Consider the following 25,896-nt stretch of genomic DNA (forward strand, 5'->3'; position numbering starts at 1 on the left):
CGATGGCCATCGTCATGAGTTTGAGCTGCATATATTGCGTAAATGCGTCCTCTGGTCGACTATATATGTGTGAGTGAGATGACGGCTGTGGCAGGTGCGGAGATCCTGGGGGTTTCGGCGCGGCAGGTCGCGCGGCTTGCCCGTGCGGGGGAGTTGACGGTGACGCGGACGGTTGGCGGTGCGTTGTTGTTGGATGGTGCGTCGGTGCATCGGCTGGCAAACCAGGTCCGCCACAATGGGCGCCCATGGACGCCGGCCACGGCGTGGGCGGCACTCGCGTTGCTCTCCGGTGAGCGTGTGGATTGGCTGGACGCCTCGGCGTTGTCGCGGCTGCGGCATCGGCTGCGGGCTGGCGGCGCGTCGCAGTTGTGTTGGATGACGCGTCGCCGCGCGTCGGTGCTTCGGATGCGTGGGTGGGGCACCGATACCGGGCTGCTGGCCTCGGGAGTCAGTGCATTGCACGATGAGGCGATGTCGCAGCTGTTCGATCTCACGGCTGTCGATGGGCGAGTCGAGGGTTATGTTCGTGCTCGCGATTTGGCCGGCGTGGTCGGCGCGGCCGGGCTTATCGATGACGTGGGGGGTGACGTGATCGTGCGGGTGGTGCCTGAGGATGCCGGCTACGCGGTCGACCACATCGTGACGGCCGCGGTGGCGGTCGACTTGGCCGAGTCGCTGGACACCCGTGAGTCTGCTGCGGGGATCGGTGTCCTGGAGGATCTGCTCGACCGGTTTCGTTCCGGTGACACCGGCCGGCGCGTGTCGGGACGACGGGACCGATGAGTCCGCAGGCCGAGAATCGACCGCTCTGGCAGGTGGATGCCCCGGCCGGCGGATGGCCGTCGCCGTGGCCGCAGCTCGTCGAGATCGCCCACGCCGTCCCCTGCACGCAGTGGACGCTGGTGGGTGGATTGATGGTGCAGCTGCATGCGGTGCGGGCGGGGTTGCCGCTGACCCGCGCCACGCGTGATGTGGACATGATCCTGCACATCGAGACCGGAGCGGCGACATTTGGTGGTGTCCGGCGTGACTTGGAACGCCTCGGATATCGCCTGCGTGAACCCGTCGGCAGCGGGCCGGTACACCGTTTCGTCCGTGGTGCTGGCGACGGCGAGACGGTCGATGTCATGGTGGCCGATCGCCTTCCGCTCAAGCTTCATCCGAAGGTGTTGCAGCGGAAGGTGTTTGCCGTCCCGGGTGGGACTTCGGCGCTGCGCAAGACGGTCAACTGTGAGGTGACTGCCGGCGCGGGCGCCGTCACGCTCAGCATTCCTGACGTGCTGGGCGCGTTGGTGCTCAAAGGCGCTGCCTACCTGGATGACTCGCGTGATCGCGGTCGCCATCTCGATGACGCGGCAGTGCTGGCCTGCGCAGTGACCGATCCGGTTGGTGATCGCGCTCGGATGATTGGCAGCGACCGCAAACGTATCGCCGCGCTGTGGACGATGCTCAGTGATCTTGGCCATCGATCGTGGATAGCTACGGGGACAAACTCACGACGAGGGCACGCAGCACTGCGAGTCCTGAGCGGCGGCTGACAATCCTGGGTGTTATCAGTGCTTCGAGTGTCCTAGCTGTCGGGAGGAGCTCCTCCCGACAAATCGCTGAGTTGGTTGTATCGCGCAAGTACGCGCTCCAGCGCGGATTGGAGACGATCGCGATGTGCGGGCAGCGTAGGGATCACCCGGTGGAGTTCTCGGCCAACTTTCTTCAAGGCTTCGTGCATGGATAGAAGTACGTAGTTGGCGTGCACGCTGGTGGAGACGAGAGCGTCAGTCGCGGCTAGCGCATTGTCGATATCGTCAGTATGGAGTTGGCACACGATCATCAACGCGTCGAGGAGCACGCCGTTTTCGATTGACTCATTGGCTTCCCGCCATAGGAGTACGTGACGAAGGAGTTCCTCAAACTGCCCCGCCTCGTAGAGACGATTCGCGAGATTGTTCTGTATCGCACCGCCAGGATTCGCAGAGGGGTCACTGTCCGCGATGCCGGCGAGTTCGGTCCGCGCTCCGGCTAATAGCGGCGAATTGCGGTGCAGATCGGTGCGATTGAGGTAGCTGAGGGTCTCGGCGGCGATTACGTAGCCGAACCTGCGTTTCGACTCGTCCGCGCTGGCTGTAGCTTCGCGAACCGCGACCAGGAGTGGGTTCACGAGTGTGGAGACCATCTCCGGGGCTGCCTCGCCGATGGATAGATCGCCGATCATGTTGCTGAGAATCTTGGCTCGGATGAGTCGCGCATGTTGCTCATGCAGCCACGGCGCCAGGTCCTGTGTTGCGGCATGACCGAGTTCAAGTGCCTGCTGCAGCCTGCCACGACTCGCTGCGCACGTGCTGAGCTCGGCGCGCAGAAGTGCTTTTGCGTAGGTGAATACACGGAGACTCTGCCTCGACATCGATGATAACGGCTCGTTCTCCGCGATGAGCGCCAGAAGATCATCGGCGTGGACGCGAAGCTGTTCGACTGCGAAGAATTCGCCTTGGTCGCGCAACTTTCCCAGCCACCCGACAAGGAAGTACATGAATACGGTGCACTGGGACTCTAGATAGCCGTGGGGTACAGCGGCCAAGTATGACCGGCGGAGAATGTCGTGTACGAGGGGATGGACCGCAACCGTCTCACTGACGGGTGTGCGGTTACCTTCCCCGTCGTTCACAACTCGCTGAGCGATGGACTGCGTGCGCAACGCAGACAGAACTCCCCGACGAACAGCTTGATCTACCTCGGTTGGTACCGGGAGGTTCGCAAGATCGACGTAGACTGATTCGTCTGTCGCCTGCAGAACGAAGTTGAGTGGCAACAGTTCTGGTGCAAGCAGACAGCCGATCTCCACGACGGCCCGCGCCGACCTGCCGTACACCTGCCCGGTTCGCGTGCCTTTTGCCAAGCTGCGGGCGGCATGCTGGATAGCTGCAAACGCCGTCGACGGGAAGCCGGGCGGTATCGATGCATCGTCGGCGAGCGCTTCCAAATCGCTGAAGTACTGCAAAGCCAACTCGTCGAGTTGACCCTCAGTGTTCTTGAAGTAGATCGCAGACATGCTCACAGCCAAGGGCACCAGACCCAAACGGACAACAATCTCGCGGATCGAATCGCGGGCACGGTCGAGATCTGCGGGCCCGATATCCGCATACGCTGCAAAGCAATCGATGGCTTCATCTTCGGTGAACTCAGCCACTTCGATAACCGGAGCAGTTGGCCACCAGTTGAGACTGTTATTGGATGCGACGATAATCGAGCCGTAACCTCGCGACGGGATGTATTCCTCGATATCTGTGCGGTTTTGGAGTCCATCGAAGATGAGCAACCAAGGGCCCGGGTGGCGGCCGAGGATGCCGGCGAACACCGGCCCGATTGTCGTGCCACCTGGGACGGTCTCGTTCAACTGCTCAATCAGATTGCGGATCTGCGGTTCGATGAAGTCAACGTCGCGACAGTCGACCCAACATATGAACGCGTACGAGATGGCTTCAATATGGCAATAGTCCGATGCAAGAACGGTTTTCCCGTTTCCTGTCCGGCCCGCTAACACCACGCGAGAAGGAGTCGACACTTCCTTCGTAAGGTCGAGATGGCTTTGAATCTCATTGAGGTAGCCCAGCCTGGGAACGGTCGACAGATAGTTGGGGATGTTGGTAATCGGTAAGCCCCAATCAAATCCGCCGGCGACTTGCGCGATCGCTGCGTCCGGCATGACGAGCTTGTCGAGGAGATCGAGGGCGGAAATTCTGCTTGGTTCTGTCCCCGCCGCAGCGCTGAAGATGAAGTCGACAAGGATCGAGACCAGCAGCTGGCAGGTGACGGTGCCTGGCGAGCGTCCACGCTCCACGCGGAAACCTTTGATCAACTCCGTGATTGAGTCGAACAACTCAGCCGTGCTTCGCGAGTCGAAGATGATGCGCGGTTCCGCAGCTCCAACAGGTGCCTGCGGGCCCGACGGCCAGGTGTACTCCGTCCGGCTCGCATAGGTCGTTTGCTCTATCGCCGCGTCGGCCAGGACGGGCGAGAGGGGCTTGTTCGTGAGCAGAATTCTCTCTTCAGCGGGGTGGATCACAAGTCGGTCGAAGACTTCTCCCGCAGCAGCCGGTTGCAGTGGGTGATCATCGGGCTCAGAGGACGACTTCACCTGCACGTTGTGCGATGGCTCGTCGTCGATCTCGACCGCGAAGTCGACTACATCGTCGTCTTTGCCATCGTCCTTCCTATGCAGCGGCTCGATCACCAGCGTCGTGTGCGGTATCAGAGCGAGGTTATTTCGAAGGAAGCCCAAGACGTATTCGGCCGTTACGAGGTACTGGTACCTGAGACCGAAGGCTGCGATACCACCGCCGCCCAACGCGACCATTCTGCTCCCCGTCGTTGTCAGGTACTTGGTCGCCAGACTATCCACCACAGTCCGGCTGAACCTTTACGTCCGCCAGTGTCACCAGGACGCGGCGCATTGAATCGCGGTGAGTCCGGAGACATGTCGAAGCAATTCACGGTCCTCTTGAATCCGTTACTAATCGGCAGGTCTGATCGCCTGCGACCTCGGTGGTCGCAGTGGTGAGTTCTTCGCGGCGGTGCTTTCGCCGCCGGCGTTAGTTGTGGGGGTCCGTGTCGGTGTCGAGTGGACGTAAGCAACCACGAAAAATCCGCTCCGATGCAGTTCGGAGCTGATTTACGGACACTGCCAGCTAACAAGATTGTGTCCGAGGGGGACTTGGCCATCTGCGACACGGGTCGAGACCTTTCAACTGAGTCTGACCTGACCAGTCGAGTTTGCGACGTGAGTCATCGGGCGTGCAGTGGATGCAAGCGTAGCGATCTCTCGTGCTGTTGCAGAGGGGGCGCACCGCTGCCACAACCGTGAGCATGGGCGTAGCTTCCCGAATCAGGGCGCCGACGCCGGTCCTTGATCAGACAAACGGACTTCAGATCGTCCTCGGGAAGGTCCGCCCGTTCCGCCTCGCCGAGGCTCATCTACAGACCTCTAATCATTGCTCAGCATCAGTAATCACTGCTCAGCATCAGGCGGTCTGACGGGTCACGTCGGGTCGGTTCGGGGTCGAAAAGATCAGGAGGTGGGGCCACATCCGTTTACGGACATAGACATGTCGGCTCGGTGAGCTACGAAGAATCATGCATTTGACATGAATTATCTCTGTTGCTAGGAACAGATTATCGCGACCAGCCAGATCACACTCGGAGCGCAAAGCCAGTGTCGAAAAGTGCAAACTATGTCGGGAGCTCGACAAAGATGGTGACGATTCCGATGTGCTACGTGACCCCGGAGGCTTCGCCGCGCCCACACGCCAGCCCAGACAGAGGCTTCTGCGGTGCGGGCAGGAGGTTGTGAAGTGGTTGACGACTTCGATGACGCCGCTGTGGTGGCTGGCACGGCGCAGCGGGTCGGTCGGTTCCGGTTTTTCCTTGATGGCCAGCGCTGGGAGTGGTCAAAGGCGGTTGCCCGGATGCATGGCTATGAGCCGAGAACGGTGACACCGACCACCGAGCTGCTCCTGCTGCACAAACATCCCGACGATCGCCAGCAAGTCACGGCTGTTTTGGATCGGGTGCTGCAGGGGGAGCCCTTTAACAGTCGGCACCGCATCATTGACACGGCCGGGCATACCCGCTTTGTGGTCGTGGTGGGTGACAGCATGGTCGACGAGTCGGGTTCGGTCATCGGCACTTCGGGGTTTTACCTGGATGTCACCACGGGCGATTCGGGAGGACATCACCACGACGATCTCGGAGACGGCGGTTGCGCGGGGGCAGATTAATCAGGCCCACACAGGTGTTCATCGTCGCCTACGGCGCTCGGGCCGCGCGCCTTCGATATCTTGGTGGCTGTTCCCAGGCGACCAACATCAAATTTCGACAATGGCGTGACCCTGCCCGATCGACTGGCCCGAGTCGATCACGCACTGTTCAGCATCGACTTGCACCACCTGCGGCCCGTCCGACGCCTGCAGGGCCGTTCGACGTAGCCAGGTTCTCGGGAGACGACCGCCTACCGGCCCAGGCCGTGCTTTCAGCGCAAACCTGCCCTTACAGCTTGTGGAAGTTTTCCGCTTGTGTTATCAGAAATATATGTCTGCAGCCATCGATCGTTATCCCTGATCGGGAGGTGGAGTCCCAACACCGCAGTAACGGTGAACTGGCGTCGGCAGCGACGGCCTGGGCCGAAGATCTGCCCGCGGCGGCTCGCGCGGCAACAGAGGCTTTTGTTTATTTGATGCGCCAATACCGGGTGCGCCCCTATGACATCGCCACGACTTGTAGTTCACGATTCGCGGATCGCGACGCGCCGCCCGCAGGGCGCTCTCACTTTGAGATCGTGTGCCATTTCGACGTGGCGGCACCATTTTGGCCCTTGACCGCCGACGCCGATCAGGTCTGCGGTTACGCCATTAGCTCCGATGGGCACTGCATCCGGTATGAGCGAACGTCCTTCTCAATAAGCCCGTATGCCTTCGGGTTTATTGAGCAGCGGGCTGAATTCGCCCCCGGCTGCCGAGAAGTGATCCGCCGCGCGACAGCAAGCAACCCTGCCTTCGTGTGCAAGGTGCTGCCTGCCCGCTCCGCTGTTCATGTTATCGCGAAGTATCTGATTGATGCAGCAGTGACACTAATCGAACGCCGCGGGCCCTTGGCGGTCGAGTAAATTATCGGGTGGGGTGCAGTGGGGCCAATGACCAGGCCGATTGGGTCGAGATGTGATCGGACAGCCTTACTTGCCGTCAACTTCTTTATGGCCGACATGTCGGCCGGCATGGGCCCGTTTTTGGTGTGGTGTTGCAGAGTCGTGGTTGGGGCACCGCCGCTACCGGTATGGTGGTCACCCTGGGTGCCATTGTTGGCATGGTCGCGGTCGCACCGGCGGGAGCGCTGGTTGATGCGACCACGCGCAAGCGGGCCTGTGTCGTCGCCGTCGGCGCGTGCACGGTGACGGCCTCTGCGCTGATCCTCTCGGCGCGACAGTTTTGGGTCATCGGTGCTGCGCAGGCCGCCATGTGTATTGCTGGGGTGACGATGGTGGCGTCCGGAATCCGGTGTAAATGAGGCCGATGAAGGTTCTGGCTTCGGTGGTTGATGTGACGCCGTGGCGCTGGCGGTTTCGGTGGTGTTGTTTGGGCAGTCCTGGTTGTGCTGGGGTCGCAGTTGGCGGGGTGGTTGCAGCAGGCTGCGGCGTAGGTCTTGCAGTTGACGCAGCCCCGCGGGGGTCATGGCGAGGCCGCGCCAGCCGCGGGAGGCGCGGTCGAGGACAGCCCAGGCGATGCTGATGCAGCTGGTTTCTCCGGGGAAGCGGCCGATTACCTTTGCGCGGCGCCGTGTTTCACCGAAGGTGCGTTCGATGAAGTTCGAGTGGCGGATGCGGTGATGGTGTTCGGCCGGGAACCTCAGATAGGCGGTCAGGCCTTCGCGATCGGTCAGCACGATCTTCATCGCCGCCGGATACGTGGTGCCGTAACGCTCGGCGAACGCGGTCAGCCGGGCGTCGACGAGCTCGACCAGGCGCGGACCGGGCCCGGTGTTGACCTCGGCGGTGTCAAAGCAGGCCCAGTAGCCGTCGCGGATCTCGGCCTGCATCCCGGCGGGGATCTTGACCAGAATATTGCGTAGCCGGTGGATGAGGCAGCGTTGCCGCAGCGCGGCCGGCAAGACCTGCTCGATCGCGGCAATCAGGCCGGCCGCGCCGTCGGAGATGACCAGCAGCGGGCACCCCAAGCCCCTGTCGCGCAGGTCGGTCAAGAAATCGGCCCAGGCGTCGGTCGACTCGCCGGCACCAGGGGCCAGGCCGACGAAGACGGGTTTGCCGTCGGTGGTGATGCCCCAGCCGGCCAAGACCGGCTCGGCCGGCGAGCCAGGATGTATCCGGAAGAACGACGCATCCAAGAACAGGTAGTCCAGCACCACCTCGTCGAGCCTCCGCGCCGCCCAGCTGTCGTACTCGGTCTTGATCGCCTGGCATACCTCGACACCGTTGATTTCGAGATCGCGGCCTGATCACCGAGCGCGTCGGCCAGGGTGGCCTCCACATCGCGCACCGACAACCCCCGCACGAATGAGGCGATCACCAGCGACTCCAGTGCGTTGGTCTTGGTGACGTGCTTGCCGAACAATCGCGAAGCGAACGCGGTGGTCGTGTCACGCAGCTTAGGCCGCTCCAAAGTGACCGGGCCGGCGGTGGTCTTGACCGTCACCGGCTGATAGCCGTTGCGTGACCCGGGCTGGGCATCCGGTGCCGCGGCGGCGCGCTGGCAGCGCTCCCGGCCCAGGAACTCGGTCACCTCGGCCTCCAGCGCGGCCTGCATCAGCAACTGCGCGCCGAGGCGGGCCACCTCCTCCAAGATGTCGGGCAGCTCACGATCGGAGGCGAACAGCTCGTCGATCTTGGCGCGAACACGATCGGTCGGTGATACTCGTGCAGGCACGGGCGTAGGTCCTTTCACTTCGATGACTTGGCGGTCTCGAAGCAGAACCTACGCCCGGCCCCCTTTTACACCGGCTTTCGGACGCGACCTCGCCCCGACAGTGATTGGCATCACCCTTGGTGTGGTGGGCCAGGCCGGGTTCACCGGCCAGAACGGTCGCGACCAGGCCTGGAATCACGCTGGCAATATGGCCGGTGCTGCGCTGTCGGGGCTGCTGGGCTGGCAGTTCGGGTACCCCGCGGTGTTTTGGTTGGCGGCGGCCGGCCACAGGCAGGTCGGTCAATGGCCGCGTCACGGTGTCGCGATACCTGCCGTCGCGCCCACAGTCCGGACAACGCGGATTCCTCACCACGGGGGTGCAGAAGATCGTGGTCTGGGTGTCGTCGACGGCGGCGTCGGTGATCGTCACCCCCAACTCGATCGTGCGCATGATCGTGTCGGCAACAACAGAGCGCGGGCAGGCATTGGCCTCGCGCAACGGGTCCCCTCGGTGGTGTTGGTGGAGCTTGGTGTAGGAACCCGCATCGTCACCCACCGAGGGCCCGCCTCAGCTCACCGACACGACACCCTTCCCCAGCGTTCCGCTAACCACCGGTGCACGCTCGATCACGAAGAGCCGGTTTGGCCGCGGCGCCAGCTCGTGAGTGGTGCTGGCTAACGCTGATTCGTCTCGCGATCGGTGGTGATCGCGCTCGGCTTTTAGGCACTCAGCAACGGGCCTCGTTGCGGCCGTCGTCGTGTGTGTGGCGGGCGGGGTGTCGGTGACGGTTGGGGTGTGTGGCGGGCGCGTGCACAGCGGGCCATAATTAGCACTCAAGGAATCGAAGTGCTAACGCTTGTGGATGTTGGGAAAGGAGGAAATCCGAGTGCGCAGCATCGATTTCGTGCAGGGTGTGTCGACGCATTCTCGGCCCGATGGTCGGGCCCGGCGGTTGCGGATTGTGCAGGTGGCGCCGCCGTATTTCGACGTTCCGCCGAAGGGCTATGGGGGTGTGGAGGCGGTGCTTGCTGATCTTGTGGATGCTTTGGTTGCTCGTGGGCATGAGGTGACGGTGTTGGGGGCTGGTGAGTCGGGCACGGCGGCGCGGTTTGTGTCGTTGTGGGATCGCACGATTCCGGATCGGCTTGGTGAGCCCTATCCGGAGGTCATGCATGCATTGAAGGTTCGTAACGCCGTCGCGGACCTCGCGGCGGATCAGGGCGTCGATATCGTGCACGATCACACCTTTGCCGGTGTGCTCAACGTGCCCGTCTACCGGGGGCTGGGCTTGACGACGGTGGTGACGGTGCACGGCCCCATTGATGCCGATCTGTACCCGTACTATCGCGGATTGGGTGCAGACGTGGCGTTGGTGGCGATCAGCGATCGCCAGCGCGAATTGGCCCCGGACCTGAATTGGGTTGGGCGCGTGCATAACGCGCTGGAGGTCGAGCAGTGGCCGTTTGAAACCGACAAGGGCGACTATGCGTTGTTCTTGGGCCGTTTCGCCCCGTATAAGGGTGCGCACCTGGCCGTGCAGGCCGCCCACGAGGCGGGCGTGCCGCTGGTGTTGGCGGGCAAGTGCTCGGAAGCGTCGGAGAAGGCCTACTTCGATCAGCGGGTGCGTCCGCTGCTGACCGGCAGCGATCACGTGTTCGGTGAGGCTGACGCGGTCAGCAAGCGCAAGCTGCTCGCCGGTGCGCGGTGTTTACTGTTTCCGGTTCAGTGGGAGGAACCGTTTGGGATCGTGATGATCGAGGCGATGGCCTGTGGCACGCCAGTGGTGGCGTTGCGCGGCGGAGCGGTGGCTGAGGTTCTCATCGATGGAGTCACCGGTGTGATTTGTGAGCAGCCGGCTGAGCTGCCGGCCGCGATCGAGCGGGCGGGCAGTCTTGACCCGCACGCGTGTCGTCGGCATGTCGCGGCGAACTTCGATGTGGCGCAGTTGGGTTCGGGCTACGAGCGGATCTATCGCCGGCTGCTGTACGGCGAAGAGATTACTCGGGCGGCGAGCAACCCGATATCCCGGCGGCGTGAGTCGACGGATGAGATGGTCACCGCATGAGTGACGCGCCCGCGGCGTTCAACACCAGTGCGCCGGCGCGTCTGGGGGCCGGCGCTGACACCGTCACCCTGGTGGAGGGGTCGACGTTTTGCCTGTCCGATTGTCTCGGCGACGTGGTCGCGGGCCGCGCGCATGGGTTGTTCTTCCGCGACGCGCGGGTGTTGTCTCGGTGGGAGCTTCGGGTCGACGGCCAGCCGCCCGAACCGCTGTCGGTGCAGCCGTCGGCGGGGTTTGCCGCGCAATTCGTGTTGCGCCGCGCCCCGCGCGGCGGCCAGGCCGACAGCACACTTCTGCTGGTTCGGGAGCGGCTGGTGGCCGACGGGTTGCGCGAGACCATCTCGGTGGAAAACCTCGACCACGAACCCACCGTGGTGGTGTTGCAGTTGCACGTCGACGCCGATTTCGCGGACCTATTCGCCGTCAAGGAGGGCCGCGCGGCGCGCGGTGGCGCCGAGGTGGCCGCCATCGACGGTGAACTGGTGCTGTTGGAGTGGGGCGATCGGGTCCGCGGCCTGCGGGTGACCGCCTCGGGGGAGCCGGTGGTGGCACCGGGGTGGCTGACCTGGCGGGTGGTGGTGGCTGCCGGCCAGCGCTGGCACACCGAGATCCTCGCCGAGCCGACGTGGGCCAACAACACCGTGCGAACCCGATTCCGTCGCGGCGAGAACCTGCAGTCCAGTGCCCCGGCGCGCAAACTGGAGGCCTGGCGGCACACCGCGACCACCGTGGAGGCGGGTCATCGCGTGCTCACCGAGGTGCTGCGGCAAACCGAAAGCGACCTGGGCGCGCTGCTGATGCATGACGAGAGCGGTCAGGGTCGTTCGTTCGTGGCCGCCGGAGCGCCCTGGTTCATGACGTTGTTCGGCCGCGACAGCCTGCTGACCGCGTGGATGGCGTTGCCGCTGGACGTCGGATTGTCGGTGGGCACCTTGCAGCAGCTTGCCGCGGTGCAGGGCCGGCGGGTGGACCTGATCACCGAGGAAGAGCCGGGGCGGATCATGCATGAGATCCGCCGCGGCCCGGCCAGCACCGACGTGCTGGGTGGCGCCGTCTACTACGGGTCGGTCGACGCCACCGTGCTGTTTGTGATGCTGTTGGCCGAAGCGTGGCGGTGGGGCGCCGACCCGTCAGTGGTACGCTCGCTGCTGCCGGCCGCTGATGCGGCGCTGTCGTGGGCCCAGCGTTACGGCGATCGTGATGGTGACGGGTTTATCGAGTACCAGCGCGCCACCGACCGTGGCCTGATCAACCAGGGCTGGAAAGACAGCTTCGATGGCATCAACGACGCCACCGGCCGCACCGCCGAGCCGCCGATCGCGCTGTGCGAGGTGCAGGGCTATCACTACGCGGCCCTGCTGGCGCGCGCCGAGCTGGCCGAGGCATTCGACGACCCCACGGGAGCCGGGCAGCTGCGCGAGCGCGCCCAGGCGTTGCGCACGCGGTTCCTCGAGGCGTTCTGGTTGCCGCAGCGCGGCTGGTACGCGGTGGCCCTGGACCGGCGCAAACAGCCCGTCGATGCGTTGACCAGCAACGTCGCGCACTGCCTATGGACCGGTATCGCCACCGATGAGCACGCCGCAACGCTGGTCAAACACCTGGCATCCGGTGAGATGGATAGCGGGTTCGGGCTGCGCACCCTGGCCACCACGATGGGCGCTTACAACCCGATGAGCTACCACAACGGCGCCATCTGGCCGCACGACACCGCGATCGCGGTGGCCGGGCTGCTGCGCTACCCGCATGTGCGCGAAGCCCACGTCCTAGCCCACCGGTTGGCTAACGGCCTGCTGGATGCCGCCGACGCGTTCGGCACCCGGCTGCCTGAGCTGTACTGCGGATTTCCCCGGTCGCAGTTCGGTTCACCGATCCCGTACCCCACCTCGTGCTCACCGCAAGCCTGGTCCAGCGCCGCGCCGGTCCTGCTGCTCAGATCGTTGCTGGGACTCGAACCGCACGTGCCGGCGCGCCAGATAGCGGTCACACCGCATCTGCCCGAGGCGTGGGGCCGCGTCGTGCTGACCGACCTGCGCCTGGGAGACGCCAGCATCGATCTGGAAGCCGAGGGTGACACGGTCAAAATACATCGGATGCCCGAGGACTGGCAGCTGCTCAGCTCCTCAGCATGACCCAGGTATCGCCGCGCTCGCTCCGTGCGCGGCACCGCCTGATCCGTAATCATCTGATGGTGTGGATTCGCTGCTGCCACAACGCCGCCCCCGACATGCGCACACAGACCCGCAGCGGGTATTGCCCGCCGCGGGTGCCGCAACCAGCGTCCTAGGCGGTTTCTGTGGGTGATTGCACGACTTGGCCTTCGATGACGTGTGGTGCCGCGCCGTGGGCGACCTCGATGCGGCGCGGCTTGGCCCCTTCGGCCAGCGGGATGCTGACGGTGAGCACCCCGTTTTCGTACGTCGCGCTGATCACTGAGGCGTCGATGCCCTCTCCCAGCCACAGATGCCGACGGTATTCGCCGAAGAACCGTTCGGCGGTCAGCCACTGCACCGATTCCTCGGAGCGGGCGGTGCGCCGCGCCGACACCGTCAGGGTGCCGTTGTCCACGCTGACGTCGATCGACCCCGGATCGACCCCGGGCAAATCGGCGGTCAGCACATAGTGGTCGTCGATCTTGCACAAGTCCATCGGCATGAACCGAGGACCGCGGCTCGACCCGACCGGCCCGGCCAGCACGTCACGCACCAGAGCGTCGAAATCAGTGAACGGATCGAAACGCAACACAGCAATCCACCTCCTGTCACACTCGGTGCCCGCCACCCTGGCGGGCAGCAAAATTACTGTGCGCCAACAACTTTAGCGCTCTCACCGGCCCGCTGCCAGACGCCGCCAGGCCCGCCGGCGCGCGGCCCTGCACCGGATACGGGCAACGACCGGTGTGCCAGAGCGGAACTCCATCGCAGCGCCCCGCAGCCCAGCTTTCACCGCCCCGACACGGGACCGGATGGGATGGTGGATGAGAACTGGTCGGGATTAGGGATGTGACGCGGCGGGAAACGGTGTTGTCCCGGAAGGCTTTCTCGGCTTCCCCTCCACCGCACACTGGGTGTCACCTCCATGGCAGTGCCCGCGAGCCCCATGGGGCCCCCGGACCATATCGCCGGGCACGTACCTTCCCCGTGACGGGTTGGATCCCTCGCTCACGTCGCCTCGACGGGGGCAGAGGCCAGTGAGATGTGGTTGCCGGTGCGACGCAGCATGGGCGCGAACCCGAGCCAGATGGCCAGCGATCCCATCGACAATCCGCCAAGCATCACGAAAGCCGCTGAAAAACCAAATATTTGGGCGGTGAACCCGCCGAGCACCGGGCTGAGAGCTCCCCCAAGTCCTTGGGCGGCCATGATCGCGCCTTGGCCGACGTTGATGTGGCCGGTGCCGTCGAGGATGCGGGCCACCAGCCCGGGCACCGCTACGGACAACATGCCCGCCCCGACGCCGTCGAGGATTTGCACCGGTATCACTCCCCAGGTCGTGATGACTCCGGCGGCGACGAGCGCGCGGATGGGTAAGGCGCTGAACGCGATCAGAATGGCTAGCCAGTAGCCATGAGTTTGCACAATCCTCATGGCCGCCAGGGATGCGGGGATCATCACGGCCTGTGCCACCACGACGGTGCTGGCCACGGTGGTGAACGCGTTGGCGTGGGTGGCGACAACGGCTAGCCCGTAGAGCGGCAGCATCGCCGCATTACCCAGCCAAAACAGCATCACGGCGGCGGCCAGCGCCAACAGCGGCCGGGACTTTACCAACACCCGTAGTCGTTTGACCGGGGGCTGCTCGCCGGCCAAGATCTCGCCGCGCGCGACATGATGGTTGATGCGACCGGCGGGGATTCTCAACACCGCGAGGACGGTGACCACCGCAAAGGCTGCGGCAAGCCAGAACACTCCGGCGTATCCGAACACCCAGCCCAGCAGACCTCCAATCGCGGCGCCGGCCATGTTGCCGGCGTGGTTGTACGCCTGATTGCGACCGTTTTGGCTGATAAACCCGGCCTGGCCCACCAGGCCCAGTGTGATGCCAATCACCGCCGGGGCGATCATCGCCCCGGAAACGCACATAACAGACTGCGCGGCGGCGACCACCCAAAACTGCCGCGACGTCAAAATCACCGCCGAAGCCGCCACGGCCGCTAGACCGACTACGATCACACAGGCGCGTTTGCGGGTGGTGGCATCAACCAGCGCCCCCGCGGGCGCCACCGTGCACATGCCGACAATCGCACCCAAGGTGATAACGGTGCCAATCGCCCCGGTGGTCCAGCCGCGGCTCGCGAGCAAGACACCCAGGAACGGGCCCATGCCGGCTTCCATGTCCGCCATGAAAAAATTGACCGCCTGCAGCGCGGCGCGATCCCGGATCGGCACCGTGAGCATCGACGTGGCTTGGCTGGCCATCCCCTGAATACTCAGGCATCGAGTCGGATCTTCGCAATGCGATCGCACCGGTTCACGGCCGGGTGGGAAACGGTAACTTGACCGACCACGGGCGCTTCGCTTTTGGCACATCGGGCACCAGGGGGCCCAGAGCCACAGCATCGCCGGCGGCTTATCCACCAGGCTTTGCCGGTGGAAGTCCTGCCTGTCCAGCGGTAATCCGCAAGCTCGCCAGCGTCCACGCTAACCTGCTCGGCAACGTCGCCCATCCCATCGGCGCCCCGACTAGCGGAGACAGAGATTTCATCCAGTTCCCCCCGACACGGGGCTAGCCGCAGGCTAGCCAGTGGTGCCGGCGTCGCGGTCGTCGTCGGGCCAGGCAACGATGATGGCTTGATCGCTGACGTCGATGGGGTTGGCATCACGCTACAGGGGGTCGGCGAGGTGGTCACGATCGAGGCCGTCCTCGGTATCGGCGTCGACGGGCTGCTGCTGTTCGACGGCGTCGCCGATGGGCACATCGTCGGGCAGTTGACAGTTTTCGACGTTGATCCTCATCGCTGACGGGCTCCCCTTCCTCGAGTCGCCACCAGGTGTTCATTGCCCGGGCCGGTGTGGCGCAGGCGGGCGTTTTCGGACCTGAGGTGGCTGAGGTCGGACTCGAGTTCACCGTTGAGGTCTTGCAACGCCAGGATCTGGGCGATTCCGGCGATGTTGACGCCACCGGCGACCAGGGCACTGATGCGCTGCAGGCGCACCACGTCGTCATCGCTGTAGCGGCGGGTGCCCCCGCCGGTCCGTGCCGGGGTGAGCAACCCGCGCCGCTCGTAGAGACGCAGGGTCTGCGGATCCAGACCGGTGAGCTCGGCGGCGACCGAGATCGCGTACACCCCGCGCCCTGGACGTGGCCGCTGGTCGTTGGGCAATGGGCGCTCCCTTTCGGTCGATACTCCGCTCTTGCCTCAACCTAACACCAATGCTATATGAAAGCTATGTTGGCTCGCATAGATCACCCACGGTAATGATCGGGAACGATGGGGCCGCGGTTCACCCTCCCGGCCTGCGTAGCGCTACAGCTGAGCTGGCGGTAATGGTGGGGCAGTCAGGGGTCGGGGGCGGTCGGGCATCGCTTCACGTCGCCATCGGTGCACGCTGGGACGCGCGTCCTATCGCTGCACAACGCGTCGCAGCGCGTAATTTAGGCCATTCACCCGCGGCGGCTCCCGGTTGCCGTCATGGCCCGGGAGCCACCGCATTCACCGTCGGGCAGGTGTCGGGGCGGGCACCCGGCAATGCTGATCCGCAGCACGGCGGGGTTATCTGCGGAGCGCCCCGGCGCGGATTCGCAGGGTTGATGCTCCTCGCTGCCTGGGCGGGCTGGCCCGCGCCGGCTGCTATCGATGCTGTGCCATCGAGCACCACCTCCGCAGGCACCACCTCCGCAGGCCTTGGAGAACCGGTGAGCAGCACGGCGCACACGGTGCGCGCGGCCATCGGGCACCGCCTGCCCGCAGGCGCGCTGACACGCTCGGGCAAGCGCAGCACCCGATGACCACGGATCTTGTGGGTGACCCGCCAGCCCACACCTTGCGTGCCGACGCCGGCGCTGCGGGCAACACCTCGGGCTCGGGGGCGGCGGTGGACTCACCCGACGACCTGAGCGAGACGCCGGGCACACAACCCCATCGCGTCAATCGTGGTGTCGATGGGGGCCGCGGGGCTGACCCGGCCAGCGGGGGTGTTGACGCCGCCCGGTGCGCAGTGATCAGCGCGATCACCAGCCGCATCAGCGAAAAACGCTTGAGTGCAGCACAAGCCGCCCTCATCTTGGGGCTCACCGGGCCCCGAGTGACCGCTCTGTTCAACGGGTATGTCGACACTTTCAGCCTCGACGAGCTGATCAATCTGCTGCCCGCACTTGAACTGACTATTGAGGTGGTGCCCCAACCGCAGCAATGACTCGTCGCGATCACCTGCCGGCCCGGTGCCGGCGTTGCTCAGCCGCGCCAGGTGATCACACTCCGAATCATCGGGCGCGGCGCAGGCATCGGCGGGCTTGCACGTCGGCCGGCCTGCGACGAGCGTCACAGCGTCCAAGCCACTCCGCAGGGCAACACAGCCCCGGCCTGCCGAACACCCTGAGAGGCACCACGATTCGATGGCTAGTACATGCGATTGCAGCAGCCAAAGCGCACCGGCAGCCGGTGTGGCTGTACGGGCTGCTACCCGCAAGCGTTACGTGCGACACCCAGCAGGGCTTCGTCGCCTGACCCGCGAAACACAGATTGGAGGAACGTGAGCACCGATCACAGCACGCCAGATCCGCGCCGCAGTGCCGACCGGATCCTCGACACCGCCGAGGGCGTACTGATCACGCTGCGCCGATACCACCTCAACCAGGCCTTCATCGAGTTAGCGCGAACATCCAGACGCCACGCGATCCCCCTAACCAGCTTGGCTGATGCGCTGGTCGCCCTGGCCCAAGGCCAATCCACGGCTGACTGCGAAAAGCGCGCGGTGCACATCGCCCGGGCGACGTGGGGCGCACTGCTCGACGGCAACGAGCGCTATCACCCTGCAGAACGCGACGCAGCGCCGTGTGACCTCCGACCAACCCGCTCTGGGCAGCCATCCACCTCGACACGTCGCCACCGGATCGTCGGTGATGTGCGCTGAGCCGCTGCTGACTGAGCTGGGCCAACGGTTCCAGGGCTTGTTGAACGCCGCGCTCACCAAGGGTATCGCTCCCCCCGGTCGATCTGGTCTTGGTCCCCGCACGATGGACGCGGTGGCCGTGGTGGCCTGTGAGCATCCCGAAGCCACCCCCGAACACATTGCCCACGCCTACGACATGTTCTTGACCGAACATGGCACAGGCCACCGTTGAGCGCGGGATTCGCTTGCGCCGCAGGCGTGCTGGGGTTTAGCTTTAGCCGCGCCCGTCGCGGTGTAATCTATCGAGTTCACCGTGCAGGGCAGCGATAGTCTGGTCGCGTTCACGCAGTGCGGCCCTGAGCTCGGCGATCTGGGTGTCCTTGGCAGTCAGCCGGGCCGCAGCGCAGCCACGATGCTGGTTTCGGTCCCCGGCGGTGGTGGGTCGTGGGAACGGCCACGACCGGGCGGTGGGCGTAGATGAGAGCCAGCAGGTCCTCGCGGCGGTAGATGCTCTTGCGTGTTACCCCGGCGCGGCGGGCCACGCTGCTGACGGTGATCGTGGCGTTGTGCTTACGCAGCTCGCGCAGCGCCTTCTCAATTCGGGCGCGCACGGCGTCGCGGCGCTTGATACCAGTAGAGAAAGTTCTCACACCGCTGGTCGGGGGCCGGTGTATGAGCGTTTGCGCGCCTGCTGCCCACGGGAGCTCGCTGTGGCGGCGAGGAGCGAGGAGAGCTCTGGGTTGTCGTGGGACCCCGGGGTCGTGAGGTCCCTTGAGGTGTGGGCTCTGACTGGTCGTAGACGGGCTGGTGTGGCGGCGGACGGAGGGCGAAGCGTAGCGACCGGCGCGGACGGGAGCGCCAGCGGACGGGAGCCCAGGGAGCGGAGCGAAGCCCGCAGGTAATCGTCGCATGGCGTGCTCGCCAGACGTTGCGCTCGGTGTCGCGGCGTCGGCTGTGAGCTGCGCCGTGGCGGAGGGACTCGTAGGCTTGCGGGTGTGAGCGGGGTTCTGGCGCAGCGTGGACGGCGCGAGGCTGAGTCGCGGTTGGCAGGGCAGTCTGGGCGGTTGGCGCATGTGCGCGGCGTGGTGACGGCAGCGCAGCAGTTTGGTCGCCATTTCGATGCAGAGACTGCCGATTGTTTGGTGGCGGCGGCGTGGCTGCACGATATCGGCTATGCGCCGTCGGTGCGCCGGACGGGTTTTCATCCGCTCGATGGAGCGGAGTTTGTTCGATCGGCCGGCTTTGGGGAGCTGGTTGCGTCGTTGGTGGCGTTTCATACCGGAGCGCGTGTGGAGGCATCCGAGCGCGGTCTAGAGGGGTTGTCAGAGTTCAGTGATCCGCCCAGCGACGTCCTGGATGCGTTGACGTTTTGTGATTTGACGACCGGGTCGGACGGGGCACCCGTTTCAGCCGATGATCGATTGAGCGACGTGTTGGCTCGCTATGGGCCTGAGGATCCGGTGCATCGCGCGGTCGATGCGGGCCGCGAGGAGCTGTTAGCCGCTGTCCGGCGAATGCGGGACTGGCTCTAACCGCCCGTGGGTCAGCCGAGATAGGGACTGTCGCGGTGCTGTGAGTAGTGATCGATGCGCAGTCGCATCGAGGGGTGCATATCCAGGGTGGGGATGTCGTCAGGGTGGACCCAGGCGATATCGGTGCTTTCGTGGTCTATGGCCAGATCACCGCCGAGCAGGGTGGTGGTGAAGCACAGGGAGAATTGTTGGCGGACTTCGCCGTCGGTGAACGCCACGACGTGGTGTGGGTTGGTGTAGACGCCGACCAGGGCGGTGACTTCGACGTCGAGACCGGTTTCTTCTTTCACTTCGCGCACGGCGGTGCCTGCGATCGTTTCGCCGATGTTGTGTCCACCGCCGGGGAGCGCCCACAGGGTGTTGTCGCGGCGTTTGATCAACAGAATGCGGCCTTGTTCGTCGGTGACGATGGCCGAGGCGGACGGGACCACGCTGTTGGGCTGGGGAGCTTCGGGGTCGTTGTAGTAGTCGGTGCGCATTGAGGATCAGCCTTTCGTTGGCAGTGGGGTGGCGTTGTCCCAAACGCGGGCAAATGCTTGTTCGAAGGTGGCCCAGAGTCGGGGTTCTTGGTGGCGGGACAGCACGAGGACGGGATTGTTGCGTCCTGGTGAGCCATAGATGTGGAAGTTGATGATCATAGTGTCGTCGACCCGGAAGGTTGATGTGTATAGGGTGGTGTCGTGGGTGCGGATGTGCAGCCCCGGTGAGTTGGCGTGTGGAGTGAGCAGTTCGGCGGAGGTGCGGCACCGTGCGATGACGGCTTCACCGATGCCTTCTTCCTCACCGCGCAGGATCGTGGTGGCGGTGTCGGGGTCGCCGATGAGAAATCGCACCTGAACGCCACGGGCGGCGGCGTCGAGCAGGGTGTCGAGAAATCCGTCGAGCGTGTCGAACAGGAACGTGGCAGCCAAGACGAGTATGTCGATACAGATGGTTGCGCCGGCGAAATGCTGCTGCCACGCGGTGATCGGTAACTGCGTGCGGCTGGGATATAGCGTCGCGGTGAACGGCCCGCCCGAGTTTGTCGCCAGCGCGCGTCCGGTAAAGGGTTGGAACTGGTTGGGCCACAGGTCGTGCGGGCTGCAGCCGAGCACGTCGGCGGCGCGGCGTGCATTATCGGGGCGGACGTTGTAGTTGGTGTTGGCTAGCCACCGGCGCACGGTTTTGACGTCTACGCCCACCGCAGTGGCGAACCGCCCATGGGACATCCCCTTGGCGTGCAGCCGTTGCGTGAGGCGATCGTTGGGGATCACTGCGGTGTCGATGCAACCGTCCTGATCGTCCATCGTCTCAGCACATGTCTTTCGGTGTTGATCCTGTCCATCACTAGCGTGGTTCCTAGTTTGCCATGGGGCTGGCGCCTCCCTGCTGCGGTGATGTCTGCCTGGTGTCGGCAGCTATGTCCCTGTCGTGCCCGAAATGTCTGGGGCCGTGTCGGCAACGCCTGCAAACGTCCCTCGCAACGTCCGCGGTGTCCGCGTGAACTGATTCGAGCGCCTCATCGGGCGCATTCAGATCACGAAAGGAATAGCAGGACAATGCGATTGAGAATTGATACATCGGGGACGCGATTCATCGTCACCAGGGCTGCCGAGCCGCGGTTGAACTTCGAGACCGGCAGCCCGAAAGTCGACACCGCGACCGGGGTGCCGTTGTACGCAGCGCAGCTGCTGGCGTTGGACGACACCGGCGGCGAAGTGCTCAACGTGACGGTGGCAGGAGATCCGAAAGTGTCGGTGACACAGGCAGTATCGGTGTCGGGTCTGGTGGCCATTCCGTGGGCTCAAGGTGATCGCAGCGGCGTGGCCTTCCGCGCTGATGCCATCACCTCCACCACACCCGCAGGTGCGCCCAACGAACAGGCCCGCCCGCAGAAATAAACCACGATTTTGGGGCGCGGCGCCCATACGGTCGCGCCCCAAGATGGGCCTGCTATCGGCGAAACACCTACGGAGAGCATCGGTCATGGCATCAAACAAGAAGCACACCAACAACACTGGGTCGGATCATGATGATTGGTTCGAAGACCTCGTCCTATCCCTGGCCAAAGCCACGGGGTACCTGCTGTGGTGGTCGATTCTGTTCCCCGCCCTCAGCATCCCCATCATCCTCAGCCTGGCAGTCGCCATCAGCCACGGCCCACGCGCGGGCTTGATCACTGCCATCGCGTGCGGTGCTGCCTATGCGGGGTGGGCCTGGCTAGACCCAGGGTCATTTCAAGCCTGGGTGACCGAACCGGTGCGACACCGCTGGCTGAGCTGGTGGCGCTACAGCCGCAGCTGGGAATCGGTGTGCAGCCTGCACGGACTCACCGCCCGCCTGGGTGAACGCGCCCTCGTGCCAGCACTACGGTCGGTACAAATCGGCAAGAGTACCGACGTACTGCAGCTGCGCGTGGTGACCGGCCAATCCCTGGCTGACTGGCACAGACAAGCCGACGCGCTGGCCGCCGCCTGGCGCGCCGATCGGCTGACGATCACCTCGACCGCGCCCGGGGAACTAAAGATCACCGTCATGCGCGGGGATGTCTTGGCGGACCCGATCGCATTGCCCATACCCAACCCGGCCACACGGGTGGATGTGGGGGCGGTGCGGGTTGGGATCACCGAAACCCGCCACTGGTGGCACCTGCCCCTGCTGGGCCACCACATGCTGATTGCTGGAGCCACTGGGGCCGGCAAAAGCAGCGTGTTGTGGTCACTGATCGCCGGCATCGCCCCCGAGGTGAAAAACGGGCTGGTGCGGCTGTGCGTGATCGACCCCAAAGGCGGCATGGAACTGGGCGCCGGGGCACCAATGTTCACGGTATTCACGCACGATGCCACTGACACCACCGTGCGCCTGTTGCGCCAACTGGTTGACGTAATGCACGCGCGGGCGCACCGGCTACGTGGCAAGACTCGCCTGCATACACCCACCCCATCGGAACCTTTATTCGTCGTGGTCATCGATGAGATCGCCGCGCTTACCGCCTACGTCTCCGATCGCAAAATCCGCGCCGAAATCGAACAACTCCTGGGCCTGCTGCTCTCCCAGGGCCGGGCAGTGGGAATCAGTGTGGTGGCCGCGGTGCAAGACCCGGCAAAAGAGACACTGCCCGTGCGCCAACTGTTCACCGTGCGGATCGGGCTGCGACTGACCGAAGCCACCCAAACCGCCATGGTTCTCGGCCAGGGAGCAAGGGATGCCGGTGCGGAGTGCGACCGTATCTCTGATGCAACGCCGGGTGTCGGGTACATGATGATTGATGGCACCGCCCACCCGGTGCGGGTACGGGCATTTCACGTCACTGACCACGACATCACCACTCTGGCAGCACGGTTCCGGGCACCCCGTGCCGCGACCCGCACCAACCAGGCCAATAGCGAGCGCACGAACACCGATCGGGGTCAGCGGTGACTACTGCAACGACGGCCCTCGCGCTGGCGTTGCCCGGGATAGCCGCCACAATCGACGCCAACGCGGTGGTGGAGCAGATGGTGCGCCGCGCGTCCTCAATGGGATTCGAATCCTGGTGGCGGCGCGCGGAATCCGTTGGCTTCTGCGCCCACCCCATTCAACTCACGGGTACAGACGAGTTCGGCCGCGATCGGGTCGTGTGGACACGGTGCAATAACCGCCGCGCCCAGATCTGCCCGTCGTGCTCGGACCTCTACGCTCGCGACACGTGGCAACTGGTGCACGCTGGCACCGCCGGCGGCCACCACGACATCCCCGAAGCAGTGGCGGATCGTCCGCAGGTGTTCGTTACCCTGACCGCGCCCAGCTACGGGCCGGTCCACACCACCTCACGTGCAGGCGACAAGCGCCTCCGGGTGTGCCGCGACCACCACGGGACTGGCCGCTACCGCCGCTGCCCGCATGGAAAACCGCTGTGGTGCAGCACAGCTCACGGAGAAGCTGACATCCATGTGGGACAGCCGATCTGCGCGGACTGCTACGACTACATCGGGCATGTGCTGTTCACATGGCACATGCCAGAACTGTGGCGACGCTTCACCATCACCCTGCGCCGCACACTCCGCCGAGAGCTACGCGCCACGGGCGCCGACCCGGATGCGGTGCGGGTCAGCTTCATCAAAGTCGTCGAATTGCAAGCCCGGCTCATCCCGCATATTCATGCCCTGATCCGCCTCGACCCGCCCGACGGCGATAACTGCGGCGGTCATTACTGGCAAGCGCCCCTCACAGCCACCGAACTGGCCACCATCGTCCAACAGGCCGCTCGAACCGTAGCCGTGACGGTCACCGACCCATCCTCAGATACCGCGACACGGGTGATCAGGTTCGGCACACAAGTCGACACTCAACCCATCGACAACCGGCACGCTGGCACGGAAAGTCCTGCTGTGCAGGACGATTCACCACACGGCCGGATGTTGCCAGGCCGCCGCGTAGCTCGCTACCTCGCGAAATACGTCACCAAATCCTTAGCCGACGTAGGGATTAGCGCGCGACGAATCTCCACCGAGGCCATCGCCAACTTGGATGTGTCCGATCACGTCCGGGCGATCCTGACCACCATCAGCCAACTCGCCGATAGGGGACTGGCCGGTGTCGGCCGGTGGCTGCACACCCTGGGCTACCGCGGGCACATCACCAGCAAATCCCGCCGCTACTCCACCACGATGACCGCGCTGCGGGAACGCCGCGCCACCTGGACACGTGAACAACGTCTGAAAAGCACTGCATACCAACATGATTTAGGTTTCGACCCCACCGATAGCGATGATCTGGTGGTGTGGGAGTTCGACCGTGCCGGCCTCACCAGCCTCGGTGATCGCACCCTCGTGAACTCCGCGGCTCTCCGATGCATAGACGCCCGTCGCATCGGACTGATGGAAGTCCGTGGCAAAGCCCGCAACCAGCGATGGGATTTGCCAGGGGGATGCGATGGCTGACGGATCCCCAACAGCAAATGCCCGGTGCGAGGGTGACGCTCGAATCGCTGCGCCGACGATGTCAGTGGGGGATGTTGAAATTGTCCTGCCCGACCACTATCGACTGTCGCGCGAGGCCAACAGCGCGCTGGTACACGTGATAATGGCGGTGCGGGACCGGATGCTCGGATCAGGAAGGGTAGTGGGGTGAGTCTGAGGTTCGCCTTCTATGGCCGAGTGAGCACGGAGGACGCTCAAGATCCGGAGGCGAGCCGCAGCTGGCAGAAGCGGCGGGCCATGGACTTGATCACTCCGCACGGCGGAGTCCTCGCCGCTGACTACTTCGATGTGGGACAGAGCCGTTCGCTGCCGTGGAAGCGCAGGCCAGAGGCGTCACGTCTCCTTGCTGATGTCGCTTGTCGGGACCGTAGCTTTGATGCTGTAGTGATCGGGGAACCCGCCCGTGCGTTCTACGGGCCGCAGTTCGCGCTCACCTTCCCTGTCCTCACGCACTACGGCGTCGGCCTGTGGGTACCCGAGGTCGGCGGAGCGGTTGATCCCGGCTCCGAGGCACACGACCTGGTGATGACTCTGTTCGGTGGCATGAGCAAGGGAGAGCGCGCTCGAATCCAGATGCGCGTCCGTACCGCGATGTCGGCACTTGCGCAGGACACGGCCAGATATCTCGGTGGTCGACCACCCTACGGTTACCGGCTCGTCGATGCCGGCCCGCACCCAAACCCTGCTAAGGCCAATCTTGGGCAGCGGCTTCACCGCCTCGAACCTGACCCCGCGACATCTTCGGTTGTCGAGCGGATCTACCGCATGTACGCCGACGGAGCGGGCCTGCGCTACATCGCGCAACAGCTCACCGACGATGGCGTGCCGTCACCGAGCCAGTACGACCCGGTGCGGAATCGTCACCGTGACCCGCGAGGGTGGTCCCATTCGGCGATCCGCGCCATACTCGACAACCCGGCGTACCGCGGTATCCGTGTTTGGGGCAAGCAGGAGAAATACGAGGTCCTGGTCAACCCCGACGATGTCGCGGCGGGGTATGAGACTCGCATGCGGTGGCGTGATGAGGCCGACTGGATCGCACCAGATCGCCGCACACATGAAGCGCTGATTCCCGATGAACTGGTGCAGGCTGTTCGCCTTCGGACGCAGGCACGGCGTGGTCCCGGTCTCGTTTGCAGCAGAGAATCGACAGTGCCGTATGCGCTGCGCGGCCTGTTGTTCTGCGCCGCGTGTGGACGGCGGATGCAGGGGGCCGCTCGCGTCGGGAAACGAACGACCCGCATTCTCTACCGTTGTGAGCTGGGCAAGTCGCGCTCTGTACCTGTGGACCTGAGTGATCATCCGCGCACCGTCTATCTCCGTGAAGACGAGGTGACTGCGCGACTTGACGAATGGATCGCCAGCCTGGCCGATCCGGAAGACCTCGCACGCGGGCAGGATGTGGACCCGGCAGCCGGCACTGGCTACGCCGCCCTGCAGCGCCAGCTTCGCGAGGCGAATGCCAAGGTTGCTGCTTTGGTTAGCGCCGTGGAGTCCGGCGTGGCCGTGGAGGACCTAACCGCCGCATTGCGTCGCCGCACCGCCGAGCGCGACGAGCTGAAGGCCCGTCTTGAGCAAGCGGAGCGGCCCCGCGTCATGTCTGCGGCACAGATCAGCGAATTGGTCGAGGAACTGGGTGGGCTGTCAGCCGTGCTCGGTGCGGCGACCGGGGCGGAACGCGCCGAGGTGTACGCGAGCCTGGGGCTCCGCCTTGATTACGATCCGCATCTGCGACAAGTCAAGGCGACGGCCGACTTAAGTCGTGTCGCCGGATGTGTCCGAGGGGGGACTTGAACCCCCACGCCCATTAGTAGGGCACTAGCACCTCAAGCTAGCGCGTCTGCCATTCCGCCACTCGGACAAGGCCAAACCAGCATGGGTTGGCAGCTAAGGCTATCGGATCGCGCGCC

23 protein-coding genes, 1 tRNA gene and 1 pseudogene are annotated in these 25,896 nt (G+C 64.5%); 15 read left to right on the forward strand and 10 right to left on the reverse strand.

Translation table 11 applies throughout. From position 1 onward, the window contains the following. Positions 1-78 precede the first annotated feature (78 nt). Both B8W69_RS23375 and B8W69_RS32320 read left to right on the forward strand, forming a co-directional pair. Positions 79-783 (forward strand): MerR family transcriptional regulator, encoded by a 705-nt coding sequence (locus tag B8W69_RS23375; RefSeq protein WP_080691182.1) that lies wholly within the window; start codon positions 79-81, stop codon positions 781-783. Then, positions 780-1,538, forward strand: a complete 759-nt coding sequence (locus B8W69_RS32320; RefSeq protein WP_071509895.1) for a hypothetical protein — start codon at positions 780-782, stop codon at positions 1,536-1,538. Before B8W69_RS23375 ends, B8W69_RS32320 begins: the two co-directional genes overlap by 4 nt. A 32-nt stretch (positions 1,539-1,570) precedes the next feature. Here the strand turns inward: B8W69_RS32320 and B8W69_RS23385 are convergent, their stop codons facing one another. Continuing rightward, on the reverse strand, positions 1,571-4,348 hold the full coding sequence (locus B8W69_RS23385) for a tetratricopeptide repeat-containing protein (RefSeq protein WP_133058023.1): 2,778 nt from the start codon (positions 4,346-4,348) through the stop codon (positions 1,571-1,573). Positions 4,349-5,342: 994 nt separating this feature from the next. Between B8W69_RS23385 and B8W69_RS23390 the strand changes: the two genes are divergently transcribed. Further along, positions 5,343-5,768, forward strand: a complete 426-nt coding sequence (locus tag B8W69_RS23390; protein ID WP_051445881.1) for a PAS domain-containing protein — start codon at positions 5,343-5,345, stop codon at positions 5,766-5,768. A gap of 275 nt (positions 5,769-6,043) precedes the next feature. Continuing rightward, positions 6,044-6,652 (forward strand): hypothetical protein, encoded by a 609-nt coding sequence (locus tag B8W69_RS23395; RefSeq protein WP_133058024.1) that lies wholly within the window; start codon positions 6,044-6,046, stop codon positions 6,650-6,652. A 434-nt stretch (positions 6,653-7,086) separates the two neighbouring features. Here the strand turns inward: B8W69_RS23395 and B8W69_RS31600 are convergent. Then, positions 7,087-8,423: pseudogene (locus tag B8W69_RS31600) on the reverse strand (IS256 family transposase); the annotation flags it as partial. A gap of 296 nt (positions 8,424-8,719) precedes the next feature. Here B8W69_RS31600 and B8W69_RS30735 point away from each other — a divergent pair. From B8W69_RS30735 to B8W69_RS23425, 3 genes are all read left to right on the forward strand, one after another. After that, on the forward strand, positions 8,720-8,938 hold the full coding sequence (locus B8W69_RS30735; RefSeq protein ID WP_042911646.1) for a hypothetical protein: 219 nt from the start codon (positions 8,720-8,722) through the stop codon (positions 8,936-8,938). Between the two features lie 351 nt (positions 8,939-9,289). Beyond that, positions 9,290-10,468 carry a glycosyltransferase family 4 protein gene (locus B8W69_RS23420; RefSeq protein ID WP_372506962.1) on the forward strand — a complete coding sequence of 393 codons (1,179 nt, stop codon included), beginning with the start codon at positions 9,290-9,292 and terminating at the stop codon, positions 10,466-10,468. Further along, positions 10,465-12,594 (forward strand): amylo-alpha-1,6-glucosidase, encoded by a 2,130-nt coding sequence (locus B8W69_RS23425; RefSeq protein WP_042911647.1) that lies wholly within the window; start codon positions 10,465-10,467, stop codon positions 12,592-12,594. The genes B8W69_RS23420 and B8W69_RS23425 overlap by 4 nt, the downstream gene beginning before the upstream one ends. Before the next feature lie 151 nt (positions 12,595-12,745). On the opposite strand, the gene B8W69_RS23430 is transcribed toward B8W69_RS23425, so the two are convergent. The 4 genes from B8W69_RS23430 to B8W69_RS23440 all read right to left on the reverse strand — a co-directional run bounded on the left by B8W69_RS23430 (position 12,746) and on the right by B8W69_RS23440 (position 15,785). Then, positions 12,746-13,207 (reverse strand): Hsp20/alpha crystallin family protein, encoded by a 462-nt coding sequence (locus B8W69_RS23430; RefSeq protein ID WP_042911648.1) that lies wholly within the window; start codon positions 13,205-13,207, stop codon positions 12,746-12,748. A 416-nt stretch (positions 13,208-13,623) separates the two neighbouring features. Beyond that, positions 13,624-14,880, reverse strand: a complete 1,257-nt coding sequence (locus B8W69_RS23435; RefSeq protein ID WP_230493386.1) for an MFS transporter — start codon at positions 14,878-14,880, stop codon at positions 13,624-13,626. 405 nt (positions 14,881-15,285) lie between these two features. Continuing rightward, complete coding sequence (locus B8W69_RS31860) at positions 15,286-15,417, reverse strand: Rv3202a family protein (RefSeq protein WP_281255249.1); 132 nt, start codon at positions 15,415-15,417, stop codon at positions 15,286-15,288. Next, positions 15,414-15,785: a MerR family transcriptional regulator gene (locus B8W69_RS23440; protein ID WP_073875675.1), complete on the reverse strand. Its 372-nt coding sequence runs from the start codon at positions 15,783-15,785 to the stop codon at positions 15,414-15,416. The genes B8W69_RS31860 and B8W69_RS23440 overlap by 4 nt, the downstream gene beginning before the upstream one ends. A 622-nt stretch (positions 15,786-16,407) precedes the next feature. Here B8W69_RS23440 and B8W69_RS23445 point away from each other — a divergent pair. The 3 genes from B8W69_RS23445 (at position 16,408) to B8W69_RS23455 (ending at position 17,746) form a co-directional block, all read left to right on the forward strand. Then, complete coding sequence (locus tag B8W69_RS23445) at positions 16,408-16,818, forward strand: XRE family transcriptional regulator (protein ID WP_080691186.1); 411 nt, start codon at positions 16,408-16,410, stop codon at positions 16,816-16,818. Between the two features lie 336 nt (positions 16,819-17,154). Continuing rightward, on the forward strand, positions 17,155-17,535 hold the full coding sequence (locus B8W69_RS30075; protein WP_071509897.1) for an ANTAR domain-containing protein: 381 nt from the start codon (positions 17,155-17,157) through the stop codon (positions 17,533-17,535). After that, on the forward strand, positions 17,525-17,746 hold the full coding sequence (locus B8W69_RS23455) for a hypothetical protein (protein ID WP_071509898.1): 222 nt from the start codon (positions 17,525-17,527) through the stop codon (positions 17,744-17,746). Before B8W69_RS30075 ends, B8W69_RS23455 begins: the two co-directional genes overlap by 11 nt. Positions 17,747-17,855: 109 nt before the next feature. Here the strand turns inward: B8W69_RS23455 and B8W69_RS23460 are convergent, their stop codons facing one another. Continuing rightward, positions 17,856-18,125 (reverse strand): hypothetical protein, encoded by a 270-nt coding sequence (locus B8W69_RS23460; RefSeq protein ID WP_208859410.1) that lies wholly within the window; start codon positions 18,123-18,125, stop codon positions 17,856-17,858. Positions 18,126-18,509: 384 nt separating this feature from the next. Here B8W69_RS23460 and B8W69_RS23465 point away from each other — a divergent pair, with 384 nt between their 5' ends. Next, entirely contained in the window at positions 18,510-19,046 is a 537-nt protein-coding gene (locus B8W69_RS23465; protein ID WP_042911649.1) for an HD domain-containing protein, read from the forward strand. Between the two features lie 11 nt (positions 19,047-19,057). Here B8W69_RS23465 and B8W69_RS23470 read toward each other — a convergent pair whose 3' ends face one another. Continuing rightward, the gene (locus B8W69_RS23470) at positions 19,058-19,525 is read right to left on the reverse strand and encodes an NUDIX hydrolase (protein ID WP_042911650.1); all 468 of its coding nucleotides are present in this window, start codon (positions 19,523-19,525) and stop codon (positions 19,058-19,060) included. Between the two features lie 6 nt (positions 19,526-19,531). After that, positions 19,532-20,332, reverse strand: coding sequence for a helix-turn-helix domain-containing protein (locus tag B8W69_RS23475; RefSeq protein WP_042911651.1), 801 nt, complete (start codon positions 20,330-20,332; stop codon positions 19,532-19,534). A 252-nt stretch (positions 20,333-20,584) separates the two neighbouring features. On the opposite strand from B8W69_RS23475, the gene B8W69_RS23480 reads away from it, so the two are divergent. The 4 genes from B8W69_RS23480 to B8W69_RS23495 all read left to right on the forward strand — a co-directional run bounded on the left by B8W69_RS23480 (position 20,585) and on the right by B8W69_RS23495 (position 25,780). Continuing rightward, entirely contained in the window at positions 20,585-20,926 is a 342-nt protein-coding gene (locus B8W69_RS23480; RefSeq protein WP_042911652.1) for a hypothetical protein, read from the forward strand. Positions 20,927-21,011: 85 nt separating this feature from the next. After that, on the forward strand, positions 21,012-22,445 hold the full coding sequence (locus tag B8W69_RS23485) for an FtsK/SpoIIIE domain-containing protein (RefSeq protein ID WP_042911654.1): 1,434 nt from the start codon (positions 21,012-21,014) through the stop codon (positions 22,443-22,445). Further along, positions 22,442-23,947 (forward strand): replication initiator, encoded by a 1,506-nt coding sequence (locus tag B8W69_RS23490; protein ID WP_042911655.1) that lies wholly within the window; start codon positions 22,442-22,444, stop codon positions 23,945-23,947. Before B8W69_RS23485 ends, B8W69_RS23490 begins: the two co-directional genes overlap by 4 nt. 186 nt (positions 23,948-24,133) lie before the next feature. Further along, positions 24,134-25,780, forward strand: coding sequence for a recombinase family protein (locus B8W69_RS23495; protein WP_073875681.1), 1,647 nt, complete (start codon positions 24,134-24,136; stop codon positions 25,778-25,780). On the opposite strand, the gene B8W69_RS23500 is transcribed toward B8W69_RS23495, so the two are convergent. Next, positions 25,762-25,847 (reverse strand) — tRNA-Leu (locus B8W69_RS23500). The two genes, B8W69_RS23495 and B8W69_RS23500, sit on opposite strands and share 19 nt — an antisense overlap. Positions 25,848-25,896 lie beyond the last annotated feature (49 nt).

It is taken from the genome of Mycolicibacterium vulneris, assembly GCF_002104765.1.
In the GTDB taxonomy this organism is placed as follows: Bacteria; Actinomycetota; Actinomycetes; order Mycobacteriales; family Mycobacteriaceae; genus Mycobacterium; species Mycobacterium vulneris.